The sequence below is a fragment of the Saccharothrix australiensis genome (assembly GCF_003634935.1).
Classification (GTDB): domain Bacteria; phylum Actinomycetota; class Actinomycetes; order Mycobacteriales; family Pseudonocardiaceae; genus Actinosynnema; species Actinosynnema australiense.
This window is the reverse complement of the sequence record NZ_RBXO01000001.1, coordinates 7205012-7226201: the sequence shown is the minus strand read 5'-3', so window position 1 is coordinate 7226201 and position 21190 is coordinate 7205012. Positions and strand designations below refer to the sequence as shown.

The window sequence follows — 21190 nt, the reverse complement described above, 5'->3', positions numbered from 1 at the left end:
TCAAGGCACGCCACTCGTCAGCGGTCGGTTTTTGGGGTGCTTGTGAATGCTTTCACGAACGGCCGGGATGTCAAGGGGTTAGCACTAACCCGGTGAGTGAACTCACCCGAAAGATCGACTGACCTCGCGTTTGATCTCACTCTCGGGTGATGCACCATCGCGGTTGGGTAGCGCCCCGGTCACGCACCGGTCACCTCCGACCGCCCGGCGGGCACCCACCGCCAAGTGGCCGTTCCCGTCCCGGCCGGCCCTCCCGCGACCGCCCGGCCCCTGCTCCCGGCGCCTTTCGCCGTCAGTCATACGCGATGGCGCGCCGCGCCCGACCCCCTTCGTGCCGGACGCCACTCCCGCCCGGTGCGACATCACACCCGGTGCGACATCACACGCATTGCCGGTTCACACGCATTACCGTTCGTATACGCCACGGCGGGCCCATTACCTCTTCACACCGGGCCCGTCGCACACCCTGTTGCCTCTTCACGCGGATGACCCGCGCGCCCCTCGGTCACACCGCGACCGTCAGCGCGCGGGGCACCGACGTGAACTCCACCTCGGTGCACTGCCCCAGCAGGTCTCCGTCGACCTGGAGGTTGACCGGCTCCGGGCTCGTCACCCGGACGAACTCCACGTCGTCCCGCCGGAGCAGGTTCGCGCCCTTGGGGTTCCCATCCGTCGCCAGAAGATGCGCCACGTACCGGGTCACCGTCGGCAGCCCCAGGGCGCGCAGCGCGAACACGCCCAAACCGCCGTCGAACGACGTGCTCGGGTTGAGCCGGATCGCCTTGTCCTTCAGGTACGTCCACGGGTCGGTGTTCGACACGAACGCGAGCCGGACGTCCTCGAACGGCTCCTCGTCCGGGATGCGCACGGTCAGCCGCGCCGGCCTGCGCCGCTGCGAGAGGTAGCCGGCGAGCGCGGTCCGCACGTACAGCGAGGGCGACGCCTCCCGGCCCTTCGCCCGCTGCGCCTCGACACCGGCGACCACGTCGGCGTCCCACCCGACACCCGCGTTGAACGTGAACCACCGGTCGTGGCCCGCGCCCGGACCGGCCGAGGCGACGCGCCCCAGCCCGACCTGCCTGCTGGTGCCGTGCTCGATCGCCTGGAGCAGCCGGTAGGTGGCCTCCACCGGGTCGCGGGGCAGCCCGAGCGCGCCGGCGAACACGTTCGCGGACCCGCCGGGCACCACGCCGAGCATCGGCACGCCCGGTCCGGCGCCCCCGCGCAGCACGCCGTTGACGACCTCGTTCACGGTGCCGTCCCCGCCGTGCGCGACGACCAGGTCGTACGCGTCCAGCACGGCCTGCGCGGCGGCGTCCGCCGCGTGCCCGCGGTAGGTCGTCTCGACGATGTCGAGCTTCACGTCACTGGCCAGCGCGTGCGCGAGCACGTCCCGGCCGGCAGGCGTGGTCGCCGTCGCCTGCGGGTTGACCACCAGAAGTGCGCGCACCCCGCCAGGGTAGGACAGGGCGTGACCTTCGACAGGTTGCGCGTCACCCACCCGGCGGGTTCAGCACGCACTGGAGTGGTCCAGGTCTCCTTTCCGCGTACCGCTGCGGTGTCCCACGACAAGTGCACCCCGACCCGACCGCCGGCTCGCCGGAGGAACACCCCGATCCTCGCCCCTCGCACCGCGGAACGGGACTCGCCAACCGGGTGGCATACGATGCGTGACGAGTACTCACCGTGAGGAAAGGCGCAGCGTGACACAGGAGAAGGCACCCCGCGCGGTCCGCGTCGCCGGCGTGCTCACCGCGCTCCAGGGACTCGCCGCGCTGGTCTTCGCGGTGGCGCTGGTGGTCCGGGCGTTCTCCGCGGAGGAGGCGACCGCCGTGCTCGGCGAGGCGGCCTACTTCGCCGTGGTGAGCGGCGGGGTGCTGGCGTCCGGTGTCGGCCTGGTGCTCGGGAAGCACTGGGCGCGCACGCCGTCGATCGTCGTGCAGCTGCTCCTGCTGGGCGTGGCCTGGTACGCGTACGGGCCGTCCGGGCGGCAGCTCTACGGCGCGCTGCTCGGCCTGTACGTCGTCGCGGTGATCGTGCTGCTGTTCACCAACCCGGTGCGCCGCTGGGCGCTGGGAGTGGACGAAGCCGACGAATAGGGCCATTCGGACGCCGTCCTCCGGCTGGTCGCCCGCCGACCAACGGAGGGTGTTGCTCTTCGCCCCGACGAGTGACGCTGTGGGCGGTGATCCCACCACTCCCCGCCGTGTTCGAGGTGACGAGACCATGCGAGCGACCCGCATCGGGCGATCGACCCGCGACGTGACCGGGTCGACGGCTCCGACCGGCGCGGTGATCGCGCCGTCGTCCCCGGCGCCCGCGTCGGCTCGGGTGCCGGTACCGGCTCGGGTGCCGGTGCCGGCGGCTCCGATCCGCGGGACGACCCCGTCGGCGCGCCCGGTCCGCGCGGCGTCCGTGCCGGCGGCTCCGCCCCGCGCCCGGTCCGCGGCGTCCGAACACGCCACCGTCAGCCGCCACCGCCGTCGGGCCGGCGCCCGCGCGGGCGCCTGACGCTCCCCGGGCGGACGTCGGACCGTCCCCGCGCGGACGTCCGGCGGCACGCTCCCCGGCCGAGGGGGTCGGCCTCCCTGCACCGCCCCCTCGGCCGGGCACCACCTGGCGCGGACCGCCGCCACGGCGTTTGGATTTCCGCCGGTTCACCAGTCACAATCACCCTGCGTGGTCACATTTGGCGGATGGACACGAACGGAGTAGCCAGTTACCGTTCGGCAGGCGTTCGCGCCGCTCCGGGACGTAGTCAGGGTGAGGTGTGCGGTGCAGATCCCCCCGAGATGGGTGGCGTCCAGTGGTGACGCCGAGCGTCCCAACGTGGCCCGTCTCTACGACTACTACCTCGGTGGCGCGCACAACTTCGCGGTCGACCGCGAGTTCGCGGAGCAGACCATGAAGGTGGTGCCCACCGCCGCGATCGTGCAGCACACCCGGTCGTTCCTGCGCCGCGCGGTGCGGGTGTGCGTCGCGAACGGCATCCGCCAGTTCCTCGACCTCGGTTCCGGCATCCCGACCGCGGGCAACGTGCACGAAGTCGCCCAGCAGGCCGACCCGACGTGCCGCGTGGTGTACGTGGACAACGAGCCCGCGACCGTCGCCCACGGCCGGACGATGCTGCGCGGCAACGCCACCGCGGCGATGGTGGGCGCCGACGTCCGCGACCCGGCCGCCGTGCTGGCCGCGCCCGAGGCGCGGGCGCTGCTCGACCTCTCCGAGCCGGTGTGCGTCCTGTTCGTGTCGGTCCTGCCGTACGTGCTGGACGAGGACCGGCCCGCCGACGTGGTCGCGGGCTACCGCGCCGTCATGGCCCCCGGCAGCCACCTGGTGATGAGCCACCTGACCGGCGACGTGCAGCCGGAGATGGTGGCCAAGCTGGTCGACGTGGCGGCCGAGACCCTGACGCCGATCGTGGCCCGGCCGCGCTCGGCGATCGAGGCGCTGCTGGAGGGTTTCGACCTGCTGGCCCCGGGGCTCGTCCTGACCGGCCGGTGGCGCGGCGAGAGCCCGGCGGAGACCGGCGCGGAGAGCGTCAGCTACGTCGCGGTGGGCGTCAAGCGCTGAGCCCGACCGGCCCGGTCGACGCCGTGCGCCGGCGCCGGTCGGCGCGGCCACGTCCCGCGCGCCGGGCCTCCCGCTCGGGGGTGCGGTAGGCCCGGCGCGGTGCCTCAGGCCGCCGCCGGGCCCTGGTAGCGGGCGCTGCCGAAGCCCAGGACCGGGTAGCCGATGAAGCCGAACAGCCACAGGCCGAAGAAGCCGAACGCGCCGCCCTTGCCGAACGACTTCGCGACGTCCAGCGAGATGATGATCGACATGACGATGTTGACCAGCGGGATGATGAACAGGATCAGCCACCAGCCCGGACGGCCGGCGACCTTGAGCAGGACGTAGAGGTTGTAGATCGGGATGATGGCCGCCCAACCGGGCCGCCCGGCCTTCGAGAAGACCTTCCACATCGCCGCGATCATCAGCACCGCGATCGCGAGGCTGATGACCAACGGGACGACCCCGAACGCGGCGTCGCTCTGGTTCACGAGAACTTCCTTCCGACCGGCGTCGGGGGCGGGGCGCTCATCGCCCGCATCGGGGGTCCCGAGGCCGGTCACGGCGCGTGAGCGTGTCAAGAACCACCACGCTTGCGGGTGATCTTCGCCGTTTCGTGAGCCTTTCGAGATCAACCAGCCACATCGGCGAGCAAGCCCAGGGCCTCGTCGGTGAGGCGGAAGACCGTCCACTCGTCCATCGGCACCGCGCCCAGCGACCGGTAGAAGCCGATGGCGGGGGAGTTCCAGTCCAGGACCGACCACTCCAGGCGCGCGTAGCCGCGTTCGACGCACTCCCGCGCGAGGGCCCGGAGGAGCGCCTTGCCCAGCCCGTCGCCGCGCCGACCCGGTTGCACGTACAGGTCTTCGAGGTAGACGCCGTGCGTGCCGCGCCAGGTGGAGAAGTTCAGGAACCACAACGCCATGCCCACGACCCGGCCGTCCACTTCGGCCACGTGGCCGAACAGGGCGGGCTCCGGCCGGAACAGCGCGTCGCGGAGCTGGTCGGCGGTCAGGTGGCACTCGTCGCGGGCGCGCTCGTACTCGGCGAGCTCCCGCACCAGTTCGACGACGGCGGGCACGTCCTCCTCGCGGACCCGGCGGACGCGCGGGTCAGACAACGTCGACCTCCCAGGCCGGGACGTTCAGCCGGCGGACCTGCGGGTCGCCCCGCTCGTCGCCGAGCACGGCGAGCCCCGCCGGGTCGAGTCCGAAGTGGACGCCGTCCTTGGGCGGCAGGCCCAGCCAGGCGGCGATCAGCACGCGGCTGAAGTGGCCGTGCCCGACCAGCACGACGTCACCGCCGACCAGCGCCCGCCGGGCCCGCTCCACCACCGCGGCGGCACGGGCGGCGACCTCGTCGTGCGTCTCGCCACCGGGCACGGGGTGCGTCCACACCGTCCAGCCGGCCACGGTCTCCCGGATCTGCGGCGTGGTCAGGCCCTCGTAGTCGCCGTAGTGCCACTCGGCCAGCTCCTCGGTCCGCTCGGCCTCCAGGCCGGCCAACTCGGCGGTCCGCCAGGCCCGTTCGCGGGGGCTGCTCAGCACCAGCGCGGCCGGGCGGTCGGTGCCCCGCAGGCGGGCGAGCACGGCACCGGCGCGACGCGCCTGCTGGACGCCCTCGTCCGTGAGGGGGATGTCCGAACGCCCCGTGTGGCGGCCACTCTCGGACCACTCGGTCTGACCGTGGCGGAGCAGGTAAACGTGAGAGGTCACGCCGACGATCCTAGTGTCGGGTGCGCCGGCGCGCCGTTGCGGAAGATCACACCGACTGCGGTTCCCCGGTGTGCGGGGTGCCGGGTGCGGCGCGTGGCCTGCCGGTGCGCGGCGAGCCCGGACCCGGCGGCGTGAGCGCCGAACGGCCCAACGCCATGCCGCCATCGGGAGTGCGACGGACTGGTCGAAACGGACCGAAGGCGTTGCCTCGTACGACGTCCGGAGCGTTCACGCACCCGCACCGATGCGGGCGGACTCGGCGTCCACTGTGGACGGTATGGGGCGCGCAACGGGGAACGGCGCTGACCGGGCGGACGGGGTCCGCCGGTCAGCGCCGCGTTTCCGCAGGTGATCAGGCCGCGGCCTTGGTCTCCCAGAAGATCTTGTCGATCTGGGCGATCAGGTCGAGCAGCTCCTGCCCCTTCGCCGGGTCCATCGAACCCTTGGTGCCGGACGCGCCGGCCGCCTTCGTGGCGCGGTTGAACAGGTCGTGCAGCTCGGGGTACTTCTCGAAGTGCGGCGGCTTGAAGTAGTCGGTCCACAGCACCCACAGGTGGTGCTTGACCAGTTCGCTGCGCTGCTCCTTGATGAGGATGGCGCGCGCGCGGAACTCGGGGTCCTCGTTGGCCTGGTACTTCTCCTGGACCGCCTTGATCGACTCCGCCTCGATCCGGGCCTGCGCCGGATCGTAGACACCGCACGGGAGGTCGCAGTGCGCGGTGGCCTCCAGGAGCGGGCGGCGGAGAATGCGCGACAGAAGTCGCATCGTTCCTCCCTGACAGTGGATGCTCCGACGTGCCGAACCCTACTCCGAGGGCTCGGCGCGGGCAGGTGGAGGTGATCGTTGGCACGCTCCGGGCGCGAGCCGTTGCCGCTGGTTCGGGTGGTCGGGCCGTCGATGTTCCCGACGCTGCGGACGGGGGACCTGGTGACCGTCGAGCGGTCGCGGGCGGTCCGGGTGGACGACCTCGTGCTGGTCCGGTGGTCCGCGCGGCCGGGTCAGCTGTCGGTGAAGCGCGCCGTCCGGCCGGTGGGCGGCGGGTGGCACGTGGAGGGGGACAACCCGTTCGCGTCCACGGACTCCCGGACGCTGGGCGCGGCGGAGGTGGTCGGCGTGATCCGGTTCCGGCTGTGGCCGCGCCCGCGACGCCTGCGGTGACGACCGCTCGCGGTGCCGACGCCGGGGCGGGGCGCGCACCCCGCCCCGGCGTCGGCACCGCAGGCGGGTCAGCCGCGCAGGCTCGCGTACCAGGCCGTGCAGTCCTCGTACGACGGCAGGAGCCCGGCCGCCTCGGCCTCCTCCAGCGTGGGCGCGGCGTCGTCCTTCGGCGACAGCAGCGGCGTCACGTCGGCCGGCCACGGCAGGTCCAGCGACAGCGGGTGGATGCCCCGCTCCGCCTTCGGGTTGTAGCCCTCGGAGCACAGGTAGGACGTGACGCTGCCGTCCTCCAGCGCCATCAGCGCGTGCCCGATGCCCTCGGGCACGTACACCGCGTTGAACGCCTCCGACGACAGCTCCACCGCGTCCCACGAGCCGAACGTCGGCGAGCCCACCCGGATGTCGACCAGCACGTCGAGCAGCCGCCCGTGCGGGCAGTGCACGTACTTCGACTGGCCGGGCGGCACGTCCGCGTAGTGGACGCCACGGACCACCCCTCGCCGCGACCGGCTGTGGTTGGTCTGGCCGAGGCGCAGGCCGTGCCCGACGGCCTCGGTGAAGGCCCGCTCCTGGAACGGGGACACGAACATCCCCCGGTCGTCCGGGAACACCGAAGGGGTGAATTCGAAAGCGCCGGGGATTTTCAGCTCGCGTGCCTGCATGGCGCCCACTCTAGAGCGCGCCTGCTCTTGACCGATCCTGCCTGCGGAAACTGACCAGTCAGTGCAGAAAACCGGACGTACGTTCTGCGAAACCGGCCCTGACCTGCGGAAAAGTGTGTGATCCCCGCCGCAGACAGCCGTCCCGAACGCTGTCATGCTTGCCCGCACCGCCGCCCCAGGGCCGCCGCGCCGACCGCGCGGGACCGCCCCCGCCGACAGGCCCCGTCGACCCGCGTGACAACGCCGGTCCCGGTGCGTCGCATTCGCGCACCGCAGGAGGACTCCGAGTGACCGCAGTGAACGAACGCCCCCGAGACCACCGCACGCCCGACACCGACCTGACCGACGAGGAAATCTTCCGCGCCCACGAGGGCGGCAAGCTGGAGGTGGGCGCGACGGCCTCGCTCGCCGACCCCAGGGCGCTGTCCATCGCCTACACGCCGGGCGTCGCCCGCGTGAGCCGCGCGATCGCCGAGGACGCCGCGCTGGCCGCCAAGTACACCTGGGCCCACCGCTTGGTGGCCGTGGTCAGCGACGGGACCGCCGTGCTCGGCCTCGGCGACATCGGCCCCCGCGCGTCGCTGCCCGTCATGGAGGGCAAGGCGGCGCTGTTCAAGACCTTCGGCGGCCTGGACTCGATCCCGCTCGTCCTCGACACCACCGACGTCGACGAGATCGTGGAGACCCTGGTCCGCCTGCGGCCGTCGTTCGGCGCGGTGAACCTGGAGGACGTGGCCGCGCCCCGCTGCTTCGAGCTGGAGCGGCGGCTGGTCGAGGCCCTGGACGTGCCCGTGATGCACGACGACCAGCACGGCACCGCCGTGGTGCTGCTGGCCGCCCTGCGCGGTGCGAACACCGTGCTGGGCAAGGACATCGCGCACCAGCGCGTGGTCGTCTCCGGCGCGGGCGCGGCCGGGGTGGCGTGCGCGAAGATCCTGGTCGCGGCCGGCGTCGGCGAGGTGACCGTGGTCGACTCGCGCGGCATCGTGCACGCCGGGCGGGACGGGTTGAACCCGGTGAAGGTCGAGCTGGCCGAGGTGACCAACGCGAGCGGCCTGCGCGGCGGCCTCGCCGAGGCGCTGCGCGGCGCGGACGTGTTCGTCGGGGTGTCCTCCGCGCGGGTGGAGGAGGAGCTGATCGCGAGCATGGCGGCCGACTCGGTCGTGTTCGCGCTGTCCAACCCGGACCCGGAGGTGCACCCGGAGGTCGCGGGCAGGCACGCGGCCGTCGTCGCGACCGGGCGCAGCGACTTCCCCAACCAGATCAACAACGTCCTCGCGTTCCCCGGCATCTTCCGCGGCGCGCTGGACGCGGGCGCCCGGCGGATCACCGAGAACATGAAGCTGGCGGCCTCCGCCGCGATCGCCGCCGTGGCCTCGGAGGACCTGGCCGCGGACCGCATCGTGCCCAGCGCGCTCGACCCGCGGGTCGCGCCCGAAGTCGCCAACGCCGTGGCCTTGGCAGCTCGACAGGACGGAGTAGCCTGACGTCCAGTCGGAGTGGGAGAGCTCCGGCCGCATCCGTCCATTCGGCTCATCGGGACGACGTAACCACCGCTGCGCGGCTTCGTTAGCCCGAAGAGGGTATGGGCGATGACGCTCCGAAGCGCTACCGTCCCTCTCCTCGGGTGAATATTGCCCGTGGAGAGGGACGCCGTATTCGGGTGCGGTCGGGCCGGTTCATCCCTGCCGTAGACACGGGAAGGTGGGACCGTGCCCAAGCGGGTTGGACGCGCTCCGGTGGTGCTCGGCCCTGCGCGCCCCGCGGGGGAGCCGACCGCGCTCGACGGCATCCCGCTCCCCGAGGCGCCCACGCTGCTGTGCGACACCGAGGGCGTCGTCAGGCGCGCCAACGCCGCCGTCGCGGCGCTCGCGAACGCGCGCTGCCCCGAGGACCTGGTCGGCCGCAGGCTCGGCGAGCTGCTCGCGGGCGAACCCGCCGACCTGCGGCTCCGGCAGGTCGACGGCGGCCTGCTGCCGGTCCGCGCGGTGCGCCACCCGGTAGCCGGGAAGGGCCTGCACGCCGTGCTGCTGGTGGACGTGTCCGACCTGGCCAAGGCCGCCGAGGACCTGCGCGACGAGCAGCGCAGGCTGCGGACCGTGCAGCGGGTGGCCCAGATCGGCTCGTGGGAGTACGACCCGACGACCGGCGTCACGGTCTGGTCCGAGTCGCACTACGAGATGATCGGCAGGCGGCCGGGCGAGGTCGTGCCGGGCGCGCAGGCCGTGCTGGACGTGGTCCACCCCGACGACCACGACATGGTGGCCGGCTACTGGGCCAACCGCGCGCTCGACGGCCACCCGATCGACATCGTCTACCGGATCGTCCGGCCGGACGGCGAGGTGCGCTGGCTGCGCGGCGTCGCCGAGGCCAAGCTGAGAGCCGACGGCCGGACCCAGTTCATCACCGGGTACATCCGCGACATCACGGCGCAGTGGCGCGCCGACCGCGCCCTGGAGACCGAGCGCGCCCGGCTGCTGGAGGCGCAGCGCATCGCGCGCATCGGCAGCTGGAGCTACGAGGTGGCGACCAGGGCCGTGCACCGCAGCGAGGTGTTGCTGGAGATGTACGCCGACGTCGGCATCGTGCCCGGCGACGACCTGCTCAGCGGCGTGCACCCGGAGGACCGGGCGGCGGTGGAGGCGTTGCGCCGGAAGCTGCTGCGCGCCGAGGACGAGGAGACCTTCGAGGCGGAGGTGCGCAGCAGGTCCGGCGACCGCGCCTACATCTGCCGCGCGCGGCCCGAGTTCGAGGGCGGCCGGCTGCGCCGCTTCCACGGCACCGTCCAGGACGTCACCGAGGCGCGTGCGCTGGAGCGGCAGCTGGGCGACGACCGGCGGCGGCTCGCCGACGCGCAGCGGGCGGCGCGGCTGGGCGTGTGGGAGTGGAACCTCCAGACCGGCGACGCGGTGTGGTCGGACATGCTGGCCGACCTGTTCGGCGTGCCGCGCGACGAGCCCACCCGCTTCCAGACCTACCTGGACCTGGTGCACCCCGAGGACCGCGCGTGGGTCGAGGACCTGTGGCAGCAGCTCGCGGCCGACGGGGTGCCGGTGCAGTGCGAGCACCGCATCCTGCGCCGCGACGGCAAGGTCCGCGTGTTCCGCAGCCACGGCGTGGTGGTGCGGGGCCAGGACGGCAGGCCGCTCGCCGTGGGCACCGCGCAGGACGTCACCGAGCAGCGGGCCGCCGAGACCCGGATGCGGCGGGCCGGCCAGCGGTTCGCCGACCTGGTGTCGCTGACGCCGGTCGGCATCGGCCTGTTCGACGAGGCCGAGCGGTTGGTGGACGCCAACGACGCCCTGTGCGACCTGCTCGGCATGGACCTGGAGCAGCTGCGCGGCAAGACCGCCGAGCAGCTGACGCACCCCGACGACGTGGGGAGCCGGCTGGACTCGGTGAGCCGCATGGTCGAGCTGGGCGTGCACCGCATCCCGCAGCGCATCATGGTCCGCCCCGACGGTGAGCGGGTGTACTGCGAGTTGCACATCGCGTTGTCGGTGCAGGATGACGGTCGTCGGTTCTGGTTGACGGTGTTCCAGGACATCACGGAGCGTCGTCGTGCGTCGGAGGCGTTGCGTCATCAGGCGACGCACGACGAGTTGACGGGTCTGCCGAACCGGGCGCTGGTGAAGGAGATGCTGGCGCGGTTGTTGGCGTCGGAGGACCGGTCGCGGGTGGCGGTGTTGTTCTGCGACATCGACAACTTCAAGCGGGTCAACGATTCGTTGGGGCACGACGCGGGTGACGAGTTGTTGGTGGCGTTGGCGCGGCGGTTGGAGGGTGGTCTGCCGGAGGGGTGCACGGCGGCGCGGTTGTCCGGTGACGAGTACGTGATCATCTGCGAGGACATCGACCGGGTCGGTGGTGTGGACGCGTTGGCGACGCGGGTGGCGGGGTTGTTGCGGACGGCGGTGCCGGTGCACGGGCAGTTGGTGCGGGTGTCGGCGTCGATCGGGGCGGCGGTGCCCAACGGGGCGCGGGCGACGGGGAACGACCTGTTGCGGTTCGCGGACGCGGCGATGTTCGAGGCGAAGCGGTCGGGTGCGGGGCGGGTGGCGTTGGCCAGTGCGGCGTTGATCGCTTCGGCGGATCGGCAGGTGCACCTGGAGGGCCAGTTGCGGGAGGCGTTGGCGCACGACGGGTTGGCGTTGCACTTCCAGCCGGTGGTGGGGGTGGACGGGGTGGTGGAGACGGCCGAGGCGTTGGTGCGGTGGCCGCACCCGGATCGGGGTCTGTTGCCGCCGGATGTGTTCCTGCCGGTGGCCGAGCAGGGTGACCTGTTGCGGGAGTTGGACCGGTGGGTGTTGCGTTCGGCGTTGCGGGAGGCGGCGGCGTGGCCGGCGCCGAACGGCCGGCCGGTGTCGGTGGCGGTGAACCTGGCGGGGTTGGTGCCGGGTGATCCGGAGTTCGTGGACGTGGTGGCGGACGCGATCGCCGAGGCGGGTGTGCCGTGGGACCGGGTGGTGCTGGAGTTGGTGGAGACGGCGCTGGTGGACCTGCCCTCGCGGGTGCGGCAGTCGATGGACGAGTTGGTGGCGCGGGGTATCCGGTTCGCGGTGGACGACTTCGGCACGGGGTATTCGTCGTTGGCGCGGTTGAAGGACCTGCCGGCGCAGATCATCAAGGTGGACCGCCGGTTCGTCTCCGGTGTGGGCAACGACTCGTCGGACTTCGCGGTGGCGCGGGCGGTGGTGGACATGGCCCGCGCGATGGGCCGCAAGTGCGTGGCCGAGGGCGTGGAGACCGCCACCCAGTTCCACGTGCTGCGCGGCGTCGGGGTCGACGCCTACCAGGGCTGGCTGTTCTCCCGCCCCGTGCCGCCCAAGGAGTTCCGGTCCGTGCTGGCGCTGGGCCCGCTGCACGTGCCCCGCGCGGGCTGACCGGCCCGGCGAGCCGGTTCCGGTCAACTCGCCGACGCCCGGATCAGCGGCAGCAGCGCCGCGATCCGGTGCCGGGGCAGGTCGATCAGCCGGTGCTCCAGGTCGTCGTGCTCGCCGATGCGGTCGCGCGCCTCGCGCTTGGTGACGCGCAGCGCGGTGGTGAGCGCCTCCCGCCACACGTTGCCGAGCTTCCCGTGCGCCCGCATCAGCACCTCCCGCACCGCCAGCCCACCGGGGTCCAGGGTGCCCGCGAGCACCTGGTCCGCCACCACGACGCAGTGCCTGCCGTCCGGGGTGGACCGCAGGAACCGCAGCGCGAACCGCGTGTCCACCAGCGCCGTGAGCGCGTGCTGGCCGGCGGCCGACGACACGTCCGGGTGGTTGTTGGGCACCAGGGCCGCCATCCGGCCCGGCGAGCACGCCAGGAGCGTCCGCAGCAGCCACGGACCCGGATCGCCCGACAGGTCGACGGCCAGCGACGCCGCCCCCTTGCCGATCGGGTCCGCCCAGCCGGGCGCGCGTGGCTTGGGCGGCGGTGACGACTCGGGCCGCGGCGCCAGGTCCACCAGCGCGCGCAACGCCTCCGCGCCCGGACCGGTCGCCTCCACCGACTGCGGCCCGTGCGTGTAGATGGCGGTCCGGCCCGGCGTGACGGAGCGGCGCGTCGTGGGGCGGCACACGTACAGGTCGGCGGCGCTGCCGATGGCCTGCGCGCCGTCGAACCGGTGGAACGCGGGCAGGATCGCCTCGAACACCAGGCCAAGGCGCTGGAGCTCCTGCTGCACCTTCAGGCCGAGCGCGGGCGTGCGGTCGCTGAACCCGTAGGCGAGCAGCACCCGCCCCCGCCCCGGGTCGGCCAGGCACTCGACGGCGCGGCCGGCGAACAGGCCCACGCCCTCCGGCGTGTAGGGCGGGTCGCTGAACACGAGGTCCGCCGACTCCAGCAGCGCGGGCGGCAGGCCGAACCGGAAGTCGGCGTGGAACGTGCGCACCCGGCCGCCGGAGCGTTCCTCGACGTACTCCAGCAGGCGGTCGTCCACGTCGACCACGACCACCGAGGCGGCCGGGTTGACCGCGGCCACCGCGAGCGACGTGAGGTCGTGGTCGCCGAGGCACAGCAGCACGCGACCGTCCAGGTCGTACCGCGAGTCCAGCCACAGCGCCCGCTTCAGCACCGTCTCGGCGGTCGCCTGGACGTGGTCCAGGGAGGCCAGCGGGGGCGGCACGGCGGCGACGTCGGCGAGGATCGCCCGGAGGTGGGACGTGTTCCTCGACACGAGGGCGTCGAGCGGGTCGGTGTCCGCGGCGAACCCGCGGCCCTCCGTGAACTCGGCGTAGGCCGCCACCCGCGCCGGCGCGATGCGGTACCGGTCGCCGCTGGTTTCGAGGTCCTCGTCCAGCGCCTTCAGCAGGTCCTGCACGGTGCGGCGGGGCACCGCGGGCAGGCGGACCAGCTCCGCCAGCGGGTGCCAGTCGGCGCCGAGCAGCGCCAGCACGCGGCGGAGTTTGCGGGCGTGCACGCCGTGCGATGCCAACAGCGCGCGGACTGGTTCGGTGGCCACAACCGGTGCAGCCTACTGACCGAATCCTGGAACGCCGTGCCGCGGTCCGGCGAACGGGCTACTGTCGTTCGTCGCCGATGCCACCGACGGGGAGGGACCACGGGTGATCGAGTTCCGCGGCGTGACCAAGCGGTTCGACGACGGGACGATCGCGGTGAACGGCCTGGACCTCGTGGTCGAGGCGGGCACGATCACGGTCTTCGTCGGCCCGTCCGGCTGCGGCAAGACGACGTCGCTGCGCATGGTGAACCGGATGGTCGACCCGACCTCGGGCACGGTCCTGGTGGCGGGTGAGGACGTCTCGACCGTCGACCCGCCCCGGCTGCGGCGCGGCATCGGGTACGTGATCCAGCAGGCCGGCCTGTTCCCGCACCGCACCGTGCTGGACAACGTGGCCACCGTGCCGCTGCTGTCCGGCTGGAAGAGGGCCGCCGCCCGCTCGCGCGCGGCCGAGCTGCTGGAGCGGGTGGGGCTGCCCGCCGACCTGGGCAAGCGCTACCCGGCACAGCTGTCCGGCGGCCAGCAGCAGCGCGTCGGCGTGGCCCGCGCGCTCGCCGCCGACCCGCCCGTGCTGCTGATGGACGAGCCGTTCAGCGCCGTCGACCCGGTGGTCCGGGAAGGGCTCCAGGACGAGCTGCTGCGGTTGCAGGCCGAGCTGGACAAGACCATCGTCTTCGTCACGCACGACATCGACGAGGCCGTGCGCATCGGCGAGAAGGTGGCGGTGTTCCGGGAGGGCGGGGTCCTGGCCCAGTACGCGCCGCCCGCCGAGCTGCTGGCGCACCCCGCCGACGACTTCGTGGCCTCGTTCGTCGGCAAGGACCGCGGCTACCGCAGCCTGTCCTTTGTGGACGCGTCCGGAGTGGAGGTCGCCGCCGCGCGCGTGGTCGGCGAGGCCGTCGCGTCCGGGGCGTGGCAGGTGCTCGCCGACGCCGACGGGCGGCCGCGCGGCTGGGTCTCGCCGGACGGCGCGGTGGTGCCCGGCGGCTCGCTCTACGAGCGGGGCGGCCCGGTCCGCGGCGCGCTGGACGCCGCGCTGTCGTCGCCGTCCGGGCTGGGCGTGGTGGTCGACGCGGACGGCCGGCTCGTCGGCGTCGTGGAGGCGCACCAGGTGCTGGACGCGATCGCGAGCAGCCGTGGGTGACCTCGTCGGGTACCTCGGCGACGCGGGCACCCGCTCGGCGTTGCTGTCGATGCTGCTGGAGCACGTCTACCTGTCGCTGCTGCCGCTGGTGCTGTCGATCGTGCTCGCCGTCGTGCTCGGCCTGGTGTGCCACCGGTTCCGGTGGGTCAACCGGGTCCTGGTGAACGCGGCCAACGCGCTGTACACCATCCCGTCGCTGGCGTTGTTCGCGATCATCCCGGCGCTCATCGGGACCAGGGTGCTCGACCCGCTGAACGTGGTCGTCGCGCTGACCGCCTACACCACGGCCCTGCTGGTGCGGCCGGTGGTGGACGCGCTGGACGCCGTGCCCGCGCACGTGACGGCCGCGGCCACCGCGATGGGCTTCCGGCCGTGGCGGCGGTTCCTGGCGGTGGAGCTGCCGCTGGCCGTGCCGGTGCTCGCGGCGGGCGTGCGGGTCGGCTCGGTCAGCAACATCAGCCTCGTCAGCGTCGGCGCGCTGATCGGCACGGGCGGCCTGGGCGCGCTGTTCACCGACGGCTTCCGGCAGCGCTACCTCGCGCCGATCATCGTCGGCATCGCGCTCACCCTGGCCCTCGCGCTGGTGGTGGACCTCGTGCTGGTCGCGCTGCGCGACGTGCTGACCCCGTGGGCGAAGGCGGGCCGGTCGTGATCTTCCTGGACGCGTTCGCCTGGCTGTTCGACGCGGCGAACTGGAGCGGCCCCAAGTCGATCCCCGCGCGGATCGGCGTCCACCTGCTGTACTGCCTGGGCGCGGTGGTCGGGGCGAGCGCGATCGCCGTGCCGCTCGGCCTGTACGTCGGGCACACCGGGCGCGGCGGCCTGCTGCTGGTCGGCGGCGGCAACGCGGTGCGCGCGCTGCCCACCCTCGGGCTGGTCACGTTCCTCTACCTGGTGGCGGGCGGCGGGCAGGTCGGCGTGCTGATCGGCCTGGTCGTGCTGGCCGTGCCGCCGATCCTGGCCGGCGCGTACGCCGGCGTCCAGGACGTGGACCGGGGCGTGGTGGACGCCGCGCGCGGCATGGGGATGACCGGCGCGCAGCGGCTGTGGCGCGTTGAGCTGCCGAACGCGCTGCCGCTGCTGGTCGGCGGCGTGCGCAACGCGACGCTACAGGTCGTGGCGACGGCGTCGGTCGCGGCGTACGTCGGCATCGAGACGCTGGGCCGCCCGCTGCTGGACGGCCTGCGGGTGCTCGACTACGGGCAGTTCGTCGGCGGCGCGGTGCTCATCGCGCTGCTGGCGGTGCTGCTGGACGCGCTCCTCGCGATCGCGGGGAAGTTCGTCGTACCGAAGGGTTTGCGGCTGTCCGCGCCGCCTCGGCGGCGCTCCGGGCCGGCCGAGGTGCTCGAAGTGGGAGGAAGTACGGCATGAAGCGCACGTTGGCCGTCATCGTCGCGGCGGCCGCCCTGGTCGTCTCCGCGTGCGGGTCGAAGGACGACCTGGGCGGGAGCGGCCAGGAGGCCGCGGCGGGCGAGGTGGTGGTCGGTTCGGCCGACTTCACCGAGAACAAGGTCCTGGCCGAGGTCTACGCCGGCGCGTTGAAGACCACCGGGGCGAAGGTGACCGTCAAGTCGGGCATCGGCGCGCGGGAGCTGGTCGTGCGGGCGTTGCAGGACAAGTCGCTCGGGGTGGTGCCGGAGTACACCGGCAACCTGCTCAACTACTTCGCCAAGGACAACGCCGAGACCGCCGACGAGGCCGTCTACACGGCCCTGAAGGCGAAGCTCCCGGCCGGTCTGGAGGTCCTGGAGAAGGCGGCGGCCGAGGACAAGGACGTGCTGGTGGTCACCAAGGCCACGGCCGACTCGGGGGTGAAGTCCATCGCCGACCTCGGCGACGGGAAGTACGTGCTGGGCGCGGCGGGCGAGTGGGCCCAGCGGTGGCAGGACAAGGTGAAGAACCTGTACGGCGTGACGTTCAAGGAGATCAAGACCACCGACGCGGGCGGCCCGGTCACCGTGGACGCCCTGAAGGACGGCTCCGCGCAGGTGGTCAACCTCTACACGACGTCGGCCGACATCGCGGTCAACGACTTCGTCCAGCTCGCCGACCCGAAGAACATGTACCCGGCGCAGAACATCGTGCCGCTGCTGCGCTCGGACGCGGTCGACGCGAAGGGCAAGGCCGCGCTGAACAAGGTCTCCCAGGCGCTGACGACGGAAAACCTGGCAACCCTCGTGAAGCGCGTGGACGTGGACAAGGAAACCATCGCCAACGTGGCAGCCGACTTCCTCAAAACCGTCCAGCTCTAGCCCCCTGGGCAGCCAGGCCCCGGCTCACCCACGGCTCGGCCGCGTCGGGCTGTCGCGCCTCATTTCCCGCCGATCACGCTTTTCGATCGGCGGGAAATCGGGCGCGATGGCCCGACTTTCAGGCGGCCGAGCCCGCCGCCTGCGGAGCAGCGGCAATTCAACGCAGTCTCCCCGTCAGCGCGTCGGCGGCCTTCCGCGTCTCCAGGGCCAGTTCCGGCCACGTCCCGCCGCACTCCTGGTCGCACACGTGCCGGAAGGTGACGGTGATCGCGGCGATCGGCCGTTCGCCGTGGTCGAAGACCGGCGCGGCGACCGACGCGAAGCCGGCGGTCACGTAGCCGTCCTCCACGGCCCAGCCGCGCCGCCGCTCCGCCGTGAGCAGCCGCCGCAGCGCGGGCAGGTTCCGCGGTCCGCGCCCGGTGCGGTCCACGAAGCTCGCCACACCGGGGAACACGGCCCTGACCTGGGCGTCCGGCAGGTGGGCGAGCATCGCCCGACCGGACGCGGTCAGGTGCGCGGGCAGTCGGACGCCCACGTCGGACACGATGGTCGCGGGCTGGCGGGGCTGCTCCCGCGCCAGGTAGAGCGCTTCCGCGCCGTGCAGCACGCCGAGGTGCGCGGGGTGGCCGGCGGCGTCCACCAGCCGCCGCAGCAGGGGTCTGGCCAGGCGTTCCAGCGGGTCGTGGCGCAGGTAGGCCGAGCCGAGTTCGAACGCCGCCACGCCGAGGCCGTAGCGCCGCTCCTCGGGGAAGTGGGTGGCGAACCCGGCGGCGGCGAGCTCCGCCAGCAGGTGGTACGTCGTCGAGCGGGGCAGGGACAGCTCGCGGGCCACCGCCGCCGCCGACAGGGGACCGGGGCGGCTGGCCAGCAGGCGCAGCACCGCCAGCCCGCGGCGCAACGCCGGTACGTCGCTGCTGGAGCCCACGCCGACCATTCTCGGCAAGCCTGCGCGGCTGCGCGAGAGGGGGTCGCCGGGCGGTCCGCGGCCGGCGTGGCGGCACCCCTGACAGCGGGCAACCCGCCGATGTCTGGGATACCAGACGATCTCCGGTGGTGCCGGGTCGTGCGGACCGCGCCGCCGCGTTGTGATGGCTACATGCAACAACCCGTTCAGCTGGGTCCGGCACCTCTGACCCGCGAGGATGTCCACGCCGTCGCCCGCGGCGACGCGCGGGTGGAGATCACGGAGGCGGCGCGCGAGGCGGTCCGGACCGCCCGCGCGCACATCGAACGCCTGGCCACGGCCGAACGCCCGACCTACGGCGTGTCGACCGGGTTCGGCGCGCTGGCCGTGCGGCACATCCCGCCGGACCGCCGGGCCGCCCTCCAGCAGTCCCTCGTCCGCTCGCACGCCGCGGGCGCGGGGCCCGAGGTGGAGCGGGAGGTCGTCCGCGCCCTCGTGCTGCTCCGGCTGAAGACGCTGGCGAGCGGGCACACCGGGGTGCGCCTGGAGACCGCCGAGGCGATGGCCGCGATGCTCAACGCGGGCATCACGCCGGTCGTGCGCGAGTTCGGCTCGCTCGGCTGCTCGGGCGACCTGGCGCCGCTGTCGGCCGCCGCGCTCGCGCTGACCGGCGAGGGCGACGTCCGGGACGCCGACGGCGTCCTCGTGCCCGCGCGCGAGGCGCTGGAGCGCGCGGGCATCGAGCCCGTCCGGCTGGCCGAGAAGGAGGGCCTGGCGCTGATCAACGGCACCGACGGGATGCTCGGGATGCTGGTGCTCGCGCTGCGCGACCTGCACGTGCTGCTGGACGTGGCCGACCTGACCGCCGCGATGAGCGTGGAGGCGCTGCTGGGCACCGACCGCGTCTTCGCCGCCGACCTGCACGCCCTGCGCCCGCACCCCGGCCAGGCCCGCAGCGCACGCCGGATGGCCGACCTGCTCGCCGGCTCCGGGATCGTGGCGAGCCACCGCGGCCCCGACTGCACGCGCGTCCAGGACGCGTACTCGCTGCGCTGCTCGCCCCAGGTGCACGGCGCGGCCCGCGACACCGTCGCCCACGCCGAGGCGGTGGCCGACCGCGAACTGGCCGCCGCCGTCGACAACCCGGTGGTGCTGGCCGACGGCCGCGTCGAGTCCAACGGCAACTTCCACGGCGCGCCGATCGCCTACGTGCTGGACTTCCTCGCCATCCCGGTGGCGGACGTCGCGAGCATCGCCGAGCGCCGCACCGACCGCATGCTGGACGTCAGCCGCTCGCACGGCCTGCCGCCCTTCCTCGCCGACGACCCCGGCGTGGACTCCGGCCACATGATCGCCCAGTACACGCAGGCGGCGATCGTCAGCGAGCTGAAGCGGCTCGCGGTGCCCGCGTCCGTCGACTCCATCCCGAGCAGCGCGATGCAGGAGGACCACGTCTCGATGGGCTGGTCCGCCGCGCGCAAGCTGCGCAAGGCCGTGGACGGCCTGCGCACGGTGCTCGCCATCGAGCTCCTCACCGCCGCCCGCGCGCTGGACCTGCGCGCGCCCCTTCGACCCGCCCCCGCCACCGCGGCGGCGGTCACCGCCCTGCGCGAACGCGTGCCGGGTCCCGGCCCGGACCGCCACCTGGCCCCGGAGATCGCCGCCGCCGAAGACTTCATCCGGTCGGGTGCGCTGCTCGACGCCGTCGCGAACCACTCGGAGGTCTGAACGACGAAGGCGACACCCACCGATGAAGAGCCGCCGCACGGGAACGCGTTGACGACTGGGAGGCATACGTCATGTCATCTGGGAAGCAAGTGCTCATCATCGGCGGGGGACCGGCCGGGTCAACGGCAGCGGCCCTGCTGGCCAAGTCCGGGATAAAAGTGCGGCTGCTGGAGCGGGAGGTGTTCCCGCGCTACCACATCGGGGAGTCCCTGCTGCCCTCGTGCAAGTCGCTGCTGAAGCTGTCCGGGGCCCTGGACAAGGTCGAGGAGCACGGTTTCGTCATCAAGCGCGGCTCGTTGTTCCGCTGGGGCAGCGACGAGTGGGTGCTGGACTGGGCGAAGCTCGTCGACGCCCAGGCGTGGACCTGGGAGGTCGAGCGCGACAAGTACGACGAGATCCTGTTACGGAACGCCGCCGACCAGGGTGCAGAGGTGGTCGAGGGCGCCACGGTGAAGCGGGTGGTGTTCGACGACGACGGCAGGCCGACGGCGGTCGAGTGGGTGGGTCGCGACAGCGACACCGTCCACACCGAGCGGTTCGACTACCTCATCGACGCCTCGGGCCGGGCGGGTGTGCTGGCCAACCAGCACTTCAAGATCCGGCAGTCCCACGAGGTGTTCCAGAACATCGCGATCTGGGGCTACTGGCGCGGTGCGAAGCTGCTGCCGGGCACGCCGGAGGGCGGGTTCAACGGCCTGTCCTCGCCGAACGGCTGGTACTGGCACATCCCGCTGACCGAGGACCGGTTCAGCATCGGGTTCGTCACGCACAAGAACACCTTCGCCGAGCGGCGCAAGGGCTTCGACTCGCTGAAGGACTTCTACCTCGACCGGATCCGGGCCTGCCCGCCGCTGCACGGGCTGCTCGACGACGCCACGCTGCTCGACGGGGACTCGGGCGACCCGATCCGCGCCGAGCAGGACTTCTCCTACGTCGCCGAGCGGTTCTGCGGCCCCGGCTACCTCATGATCGGGGACTCGGCCTGCTTCCTGGACCCGCTGCTGTCCACCGGGGTGCACCTGGCCCAGTTCAGCGCGCTGCTCGGGGCCGCGTCGGTGTCGTCGATCTTCAACGGCGACCTGTCCGAGGAGGAGTCGCTGGCGTTCTTCGAGTACGCCTACCGGCGGGCGTACACGCGGCTGCTGGTGCTCGTGTCCCGGATGTACGAGCGGTACCGGGGCGCGGACGACTTCTTCTGGCAGTCGCAGCGCCTGGTGCACGAGCAGGTCCGGTACGACCAGCCGGTGCGCAACTTCACCGAGATCATCGCGGGCATGACCGACCTGCGGGAGGCGGAGACCTCGGACACCCGTGCGCTGACGCAACTGCTCCTCGCGGACGCGGACGAGGCCCAGGTGACCGCTCCGCAGGGGCCGGACCGGGAGCACTTCCCCGGTCTGGAGGTCTCGGTGCTGTGGAACATCTACCGGGACCCCGCGGGCGTCGACGCGAAGATGAAGGACATCCAGGTCGTCACCGAGCCGAGGGTGGGCCTGGTCAGGCAGCCCGCCTGACCGAGCCGACCGCGAAGGGGAAGGGTCCGATGTAGACGCTGTGCCGAACCGACTGGGGGCGTGGGCACTGTCGTGTCCACGCCCCCGTCATCAAGAGCCACCGAAGTTGGACAAC

Annotated in this window: 19 protein-coding genes; 11 read left to right on the top strand and 8 right to left on the bottom strand. The window is 72.9% G+C overall.

Going from position 1 to position 21190, the window contains the following annotated elements; translation table 11 throughout:
- Positions 1-505 precede the first annotated feature (505 nt).
- On the bottom strand, positions 506-1450 hold the full coding sequence (locus C8E97_RS30710; RefSeq protein ID WP_121009143.1) for a diacylglycerol/lipid kinase family protein: 945 nt from the start codon (positions 1448-1450) through the stop codon (positions 506-508).
- 253 nt (positions 1451-1703) lie between these two features.
- Between C8E97_RS30710 and C8E97_RS30705 the strand changes: the two genes are divergently transcribed.
- Together C8E97_RS30705 and C8E97_RS30695 are read left to right on the top strand one after the other, a co-directional pair.
- Positions 1704-2099, top strand: a complete 396-nt coding sequence (locus tag C8E97_RS30705) for a hypothetical protein (RefSeq protein ID WP_246019277.1) — start codon at positions 1704-1706, stop codon at positions 2097-2099.
- A gap of 664 nt (positions 2100-2763) precedes the next feature.
- Complete coding sequence (locus tag C8E97_RS30695; protein WP_121009137.1) at positions 2764-3573, top strand: SAM-dependent methyltransferase; 810 nt, start codon at positions 2764-2766, stop codon at positions 3571-3573.
- Between the two features lie 104 nt (positions 3574-3677).
- On the opposite strand, the gene C8E97_RS30690 is transcribed toward C8E97_RS30695, so the two are convergent.
- The 4 genes from C8E97_RS30690 to sodN all read right to left on the bottom strand — a co-directional run bounded on the left by C8E97_RS30690 (position 3678) and on the right by sodN (position 6033).
- On the bottom strand, positions 3678-4043 hold the full coding sequence (locus tag C8E97_RS30690; RefSeq protein ID WP_121009135.1) for a DUF5684 domain-containing protein: 366 nt from the start codon (positions 4041-4043) through the stop codon (positions 3678-3680).
- Between the two features lie 140 nt (positions 4044-4183).
- On the bottom strand, positions 4184-4672 hold the full coding sequence (locus tag C8E97_RS30685; RefSeq protein WP_121009133.1) for a GNAT family N-acetyltransferase: 489 nt from the start codon (positions 4670-4672) through the stop codon (positions 4184-4186).
- Positions 4665-5267, bottom strand: a complete 603-nt coding sequence (locus C8E97_RS30680) for a histidine phosphatase family protein (protein ID WP_121009131.1) — start codon at positions 5265-5267, stop codon at positions 4665-4667. Before C8E97_RS30680 ends, C8E97_RS30685 begins: the two co-directional genes overlap by 8 nt.
- Before the next feature lie 352 nt (positions 5268-5619).
- Entirely contained in the window at positions 5620-6033 is a 414-nt protein-coding gene (sodN, locus tag C8E97_RS30675) for a superoxide dismutase, Ni (RefSeq protein ID WP_121009128.1), read from the bottom strand.
- Between the two features lie 78 nt (positions 6034-6111).
- Here sodN and C8E97_RS30670 point away from each other — a divergent pair, with 78 nt between their 5' ends.
- Complete coding sequence (locus C8E97_RS30670) at positions 6112-6426, top strand: S26 family signal peptidase (RefSeq protein ID WP_281275484.1); 315 nt, start codon at positions 6112-6114, stop codon at positions 6424-6426.
- Positions 6427-6494: 68 nt separating this feature from the next.
- On the opposite strand, the gene C8E97_RS30665 is transcribed toward C8E97_RS30670, so the two are convergent.
- The gene (locus C8E97_RS30665) at positions 6495-7088 is read right to left on the bottom strand and encodes a dTDP-4-dehydrorhamnose 3,5-epimerase family protein (RefSeq protein WP_121009127.1); all 594 of its coding nucleotides are present in this window, start codon (positions 7086-7088) and stop codon (positions 6495-6497) included.
- 338 nt (positions 7089-7426) lie between these two features.
- Between C8E97_RS30665 and C8E97_RS30660 the strand changes: the two genes are divergently transcribed.
- Both C8E97_RS30660 and C8E97_RS30655 read left to right on the top strand, forming a co-directional pair.
- A complete protein-coding gene (locus C8E97_RS30660) occupies positions 7427-8575 on the top strand; it encodes an NAD(P)-dependent malic enzyme (RefSeq protein ID WP_121012758.1) in 1149 nt (382 codons plus the stop codon).
- Between the two features lie 225 nt (positions 8576-8800).
- Positions 8801-11971: a sensor domain-containing protein gene (locus C8E97_RS30655; protein WP_121009125.1), complete on the top strand. Its 3171-nt coding sequence runs from the start codon at positions 8801-8803 to the stop codon at positions 11969-11971.
- Between the two features lie 23 nt (positions 11972-11994).
- Here the strand turns inward: C8E97_RS30655 and C8E97_RS30650 are convergent, their stop codons facing one another.
- Entirely contained in the window at positions 11995-13533 is a 1539-nt protein-coding gene (locus tag C8E97_RS30650; RefSeq protein ID WP_121009123.1) for a bis-aminopropyl spermidine synthase family protein, read from the bottom strand.
- A 103-nt stretch (positions 13534-13636) separates the two neighbouring features.
- On the opposite strand from C8E97_RS30650, the gene C8E97_RS30645 reads away from it, so the two are divergent.
- The 4 genes from C8E97_RS30645 to C8E97_RS30630 are packed head-to-tail and all read left to right on the top strand — an operon-like array spanning position 13637 to position 16929.
- Positions 13637-14677, top strand: a complete 1041-nt coding sequence (locus tag C8E97_RS30645) for an ABC transporter ATP-binding protein (RefSeq protein ID WP_121009121.1) — start codon at positions 13637-13639, stop codon at positions 14675-14677.
- Positions 14678-14726: 49 nt separating this feature from the next.
- Positions 14727-15329 carry an ABC transporter permease gene (locus C8E97_RS30640; RefSeq protein ID WP_170212177.1) on the top strand — a complete coding sequence of 201 codons (603 nt, stop codon included), beginning with the start codon at positions 14727-14729 and terminating at the stop codon, positions 15327-15329.
- Positions 15329-16048 (top strand): ABC transporter permease, encoded by a 720-nt coding sequence (locus C8E97_RS30635; RefSeq protein WP_170212178.1) that lies wholly within the window; start codon positions 15329-15331, stop codon positions 16046-16048. Before C8E97_RS30640 ends, C8E97_RS30635 begins: the two co-directional genes overlap by 1 nt.
- Positions 16045-16929 carry an ABC transporter substrate-binding protein gene (locus C8E97_RS30630; protein WP_121009116.1) on the top strand — a complete coding sequence of 295 codons (885 nt, stop codon included), beginning with the start codon at positions 16045-16047 and terminating at the stop codon, positions 16927-16929. Before C8E97_RS30635 ends, C8E97_RS30630 begins: the two co-directional genes overlap by 4 nt.
- 157 nt (positions 16930-17086) lie before the next feature.
- On the opposite strand, the gene C8E97_RS30625 is transcribed toward C8E97_RS30630, so the two are convergent.
- A complete protein-coding gene (locus tag C8E97_RS30625) occupies positions 17087-17854 on the bottom strand; it encodes an IclR family transcriptional regulator (RefSeq protein WP_121012754.1) in 768 nt (255 codons plus the stop codon).
- A gap of 171 nt (positions 17855-18025) precedes the next feature.
- On the opposite strand from C8E97_RS30625, the gene hutH reads away from it, so the two are divergent.
- Entirely contained in the window at positions 18026-19561 is a 1536-nt protein-coding gene (gene hutH, locus C8E97_RS30620) for a histidine ammonia-lyase (protein ID WP_121009114.1), read from the top strand.
- Between the two features lie 71 nt (positions 19562-19632).
- Positions 19633-21075, top strand: coding sequence for an NAD(P)/FAD-dependent oxidoreductase (locus C8E97_RS30615; RefSeq protein WP_121009112.1), 1443 nt, complete (start codon positions 19633-19635; stop codon positions 21073-21075).
- Positions 21076-21190 lie beyond the last annotated feature (115 nt).

Excerpts from the sequence above, each read along its gene's own strand:
- sodN (WP_121009128.1), bottom strand. The coding sequence starts at position 6,033 with ATGCGACTTCTGTCGCGCATTCTCCGCCGCCCGCTCCTGGAGGCCACC.
- C8E97_RS30665 (WP_121009127.1), bottom strand. The coding sequence starts at position 7,088 with ATGCAGGCACGCGAGCTGAAAATCCCCGGCGCTTTCGAATTCACCCCT.
- C8E97_RS30640 (WP_170212177.1), top strand. The coding sequence starts at position 14,727 with ATGCTGCTGGAGCACGTCTACCTGTCGCTGCTGCCGCTGGTGCTGTCG.
- C8E97_RS30630 (WP_121009116.1), top strand. The coding sequence starts at position 16,045 with ATGAAGCGCACGTTGGCCGTCATCGTCGCGGCGGCCGCCCTGGTCGTC.
- hutH (WP_121009114.1), top strand. The coding sequence starts at position 18,026 with ATGCAACAACCCGTTCAGCTGGGTCCGGCACCTCTGACCCGCGAGGAT.
- C8E97_RS30615 (WP_121009112.1), top strand. The coding sequence starts at position 19,633 with ATGTCATCTGGGAAGCAAGTGCTCATCATCGGCGGGGGACCGGCCGGG.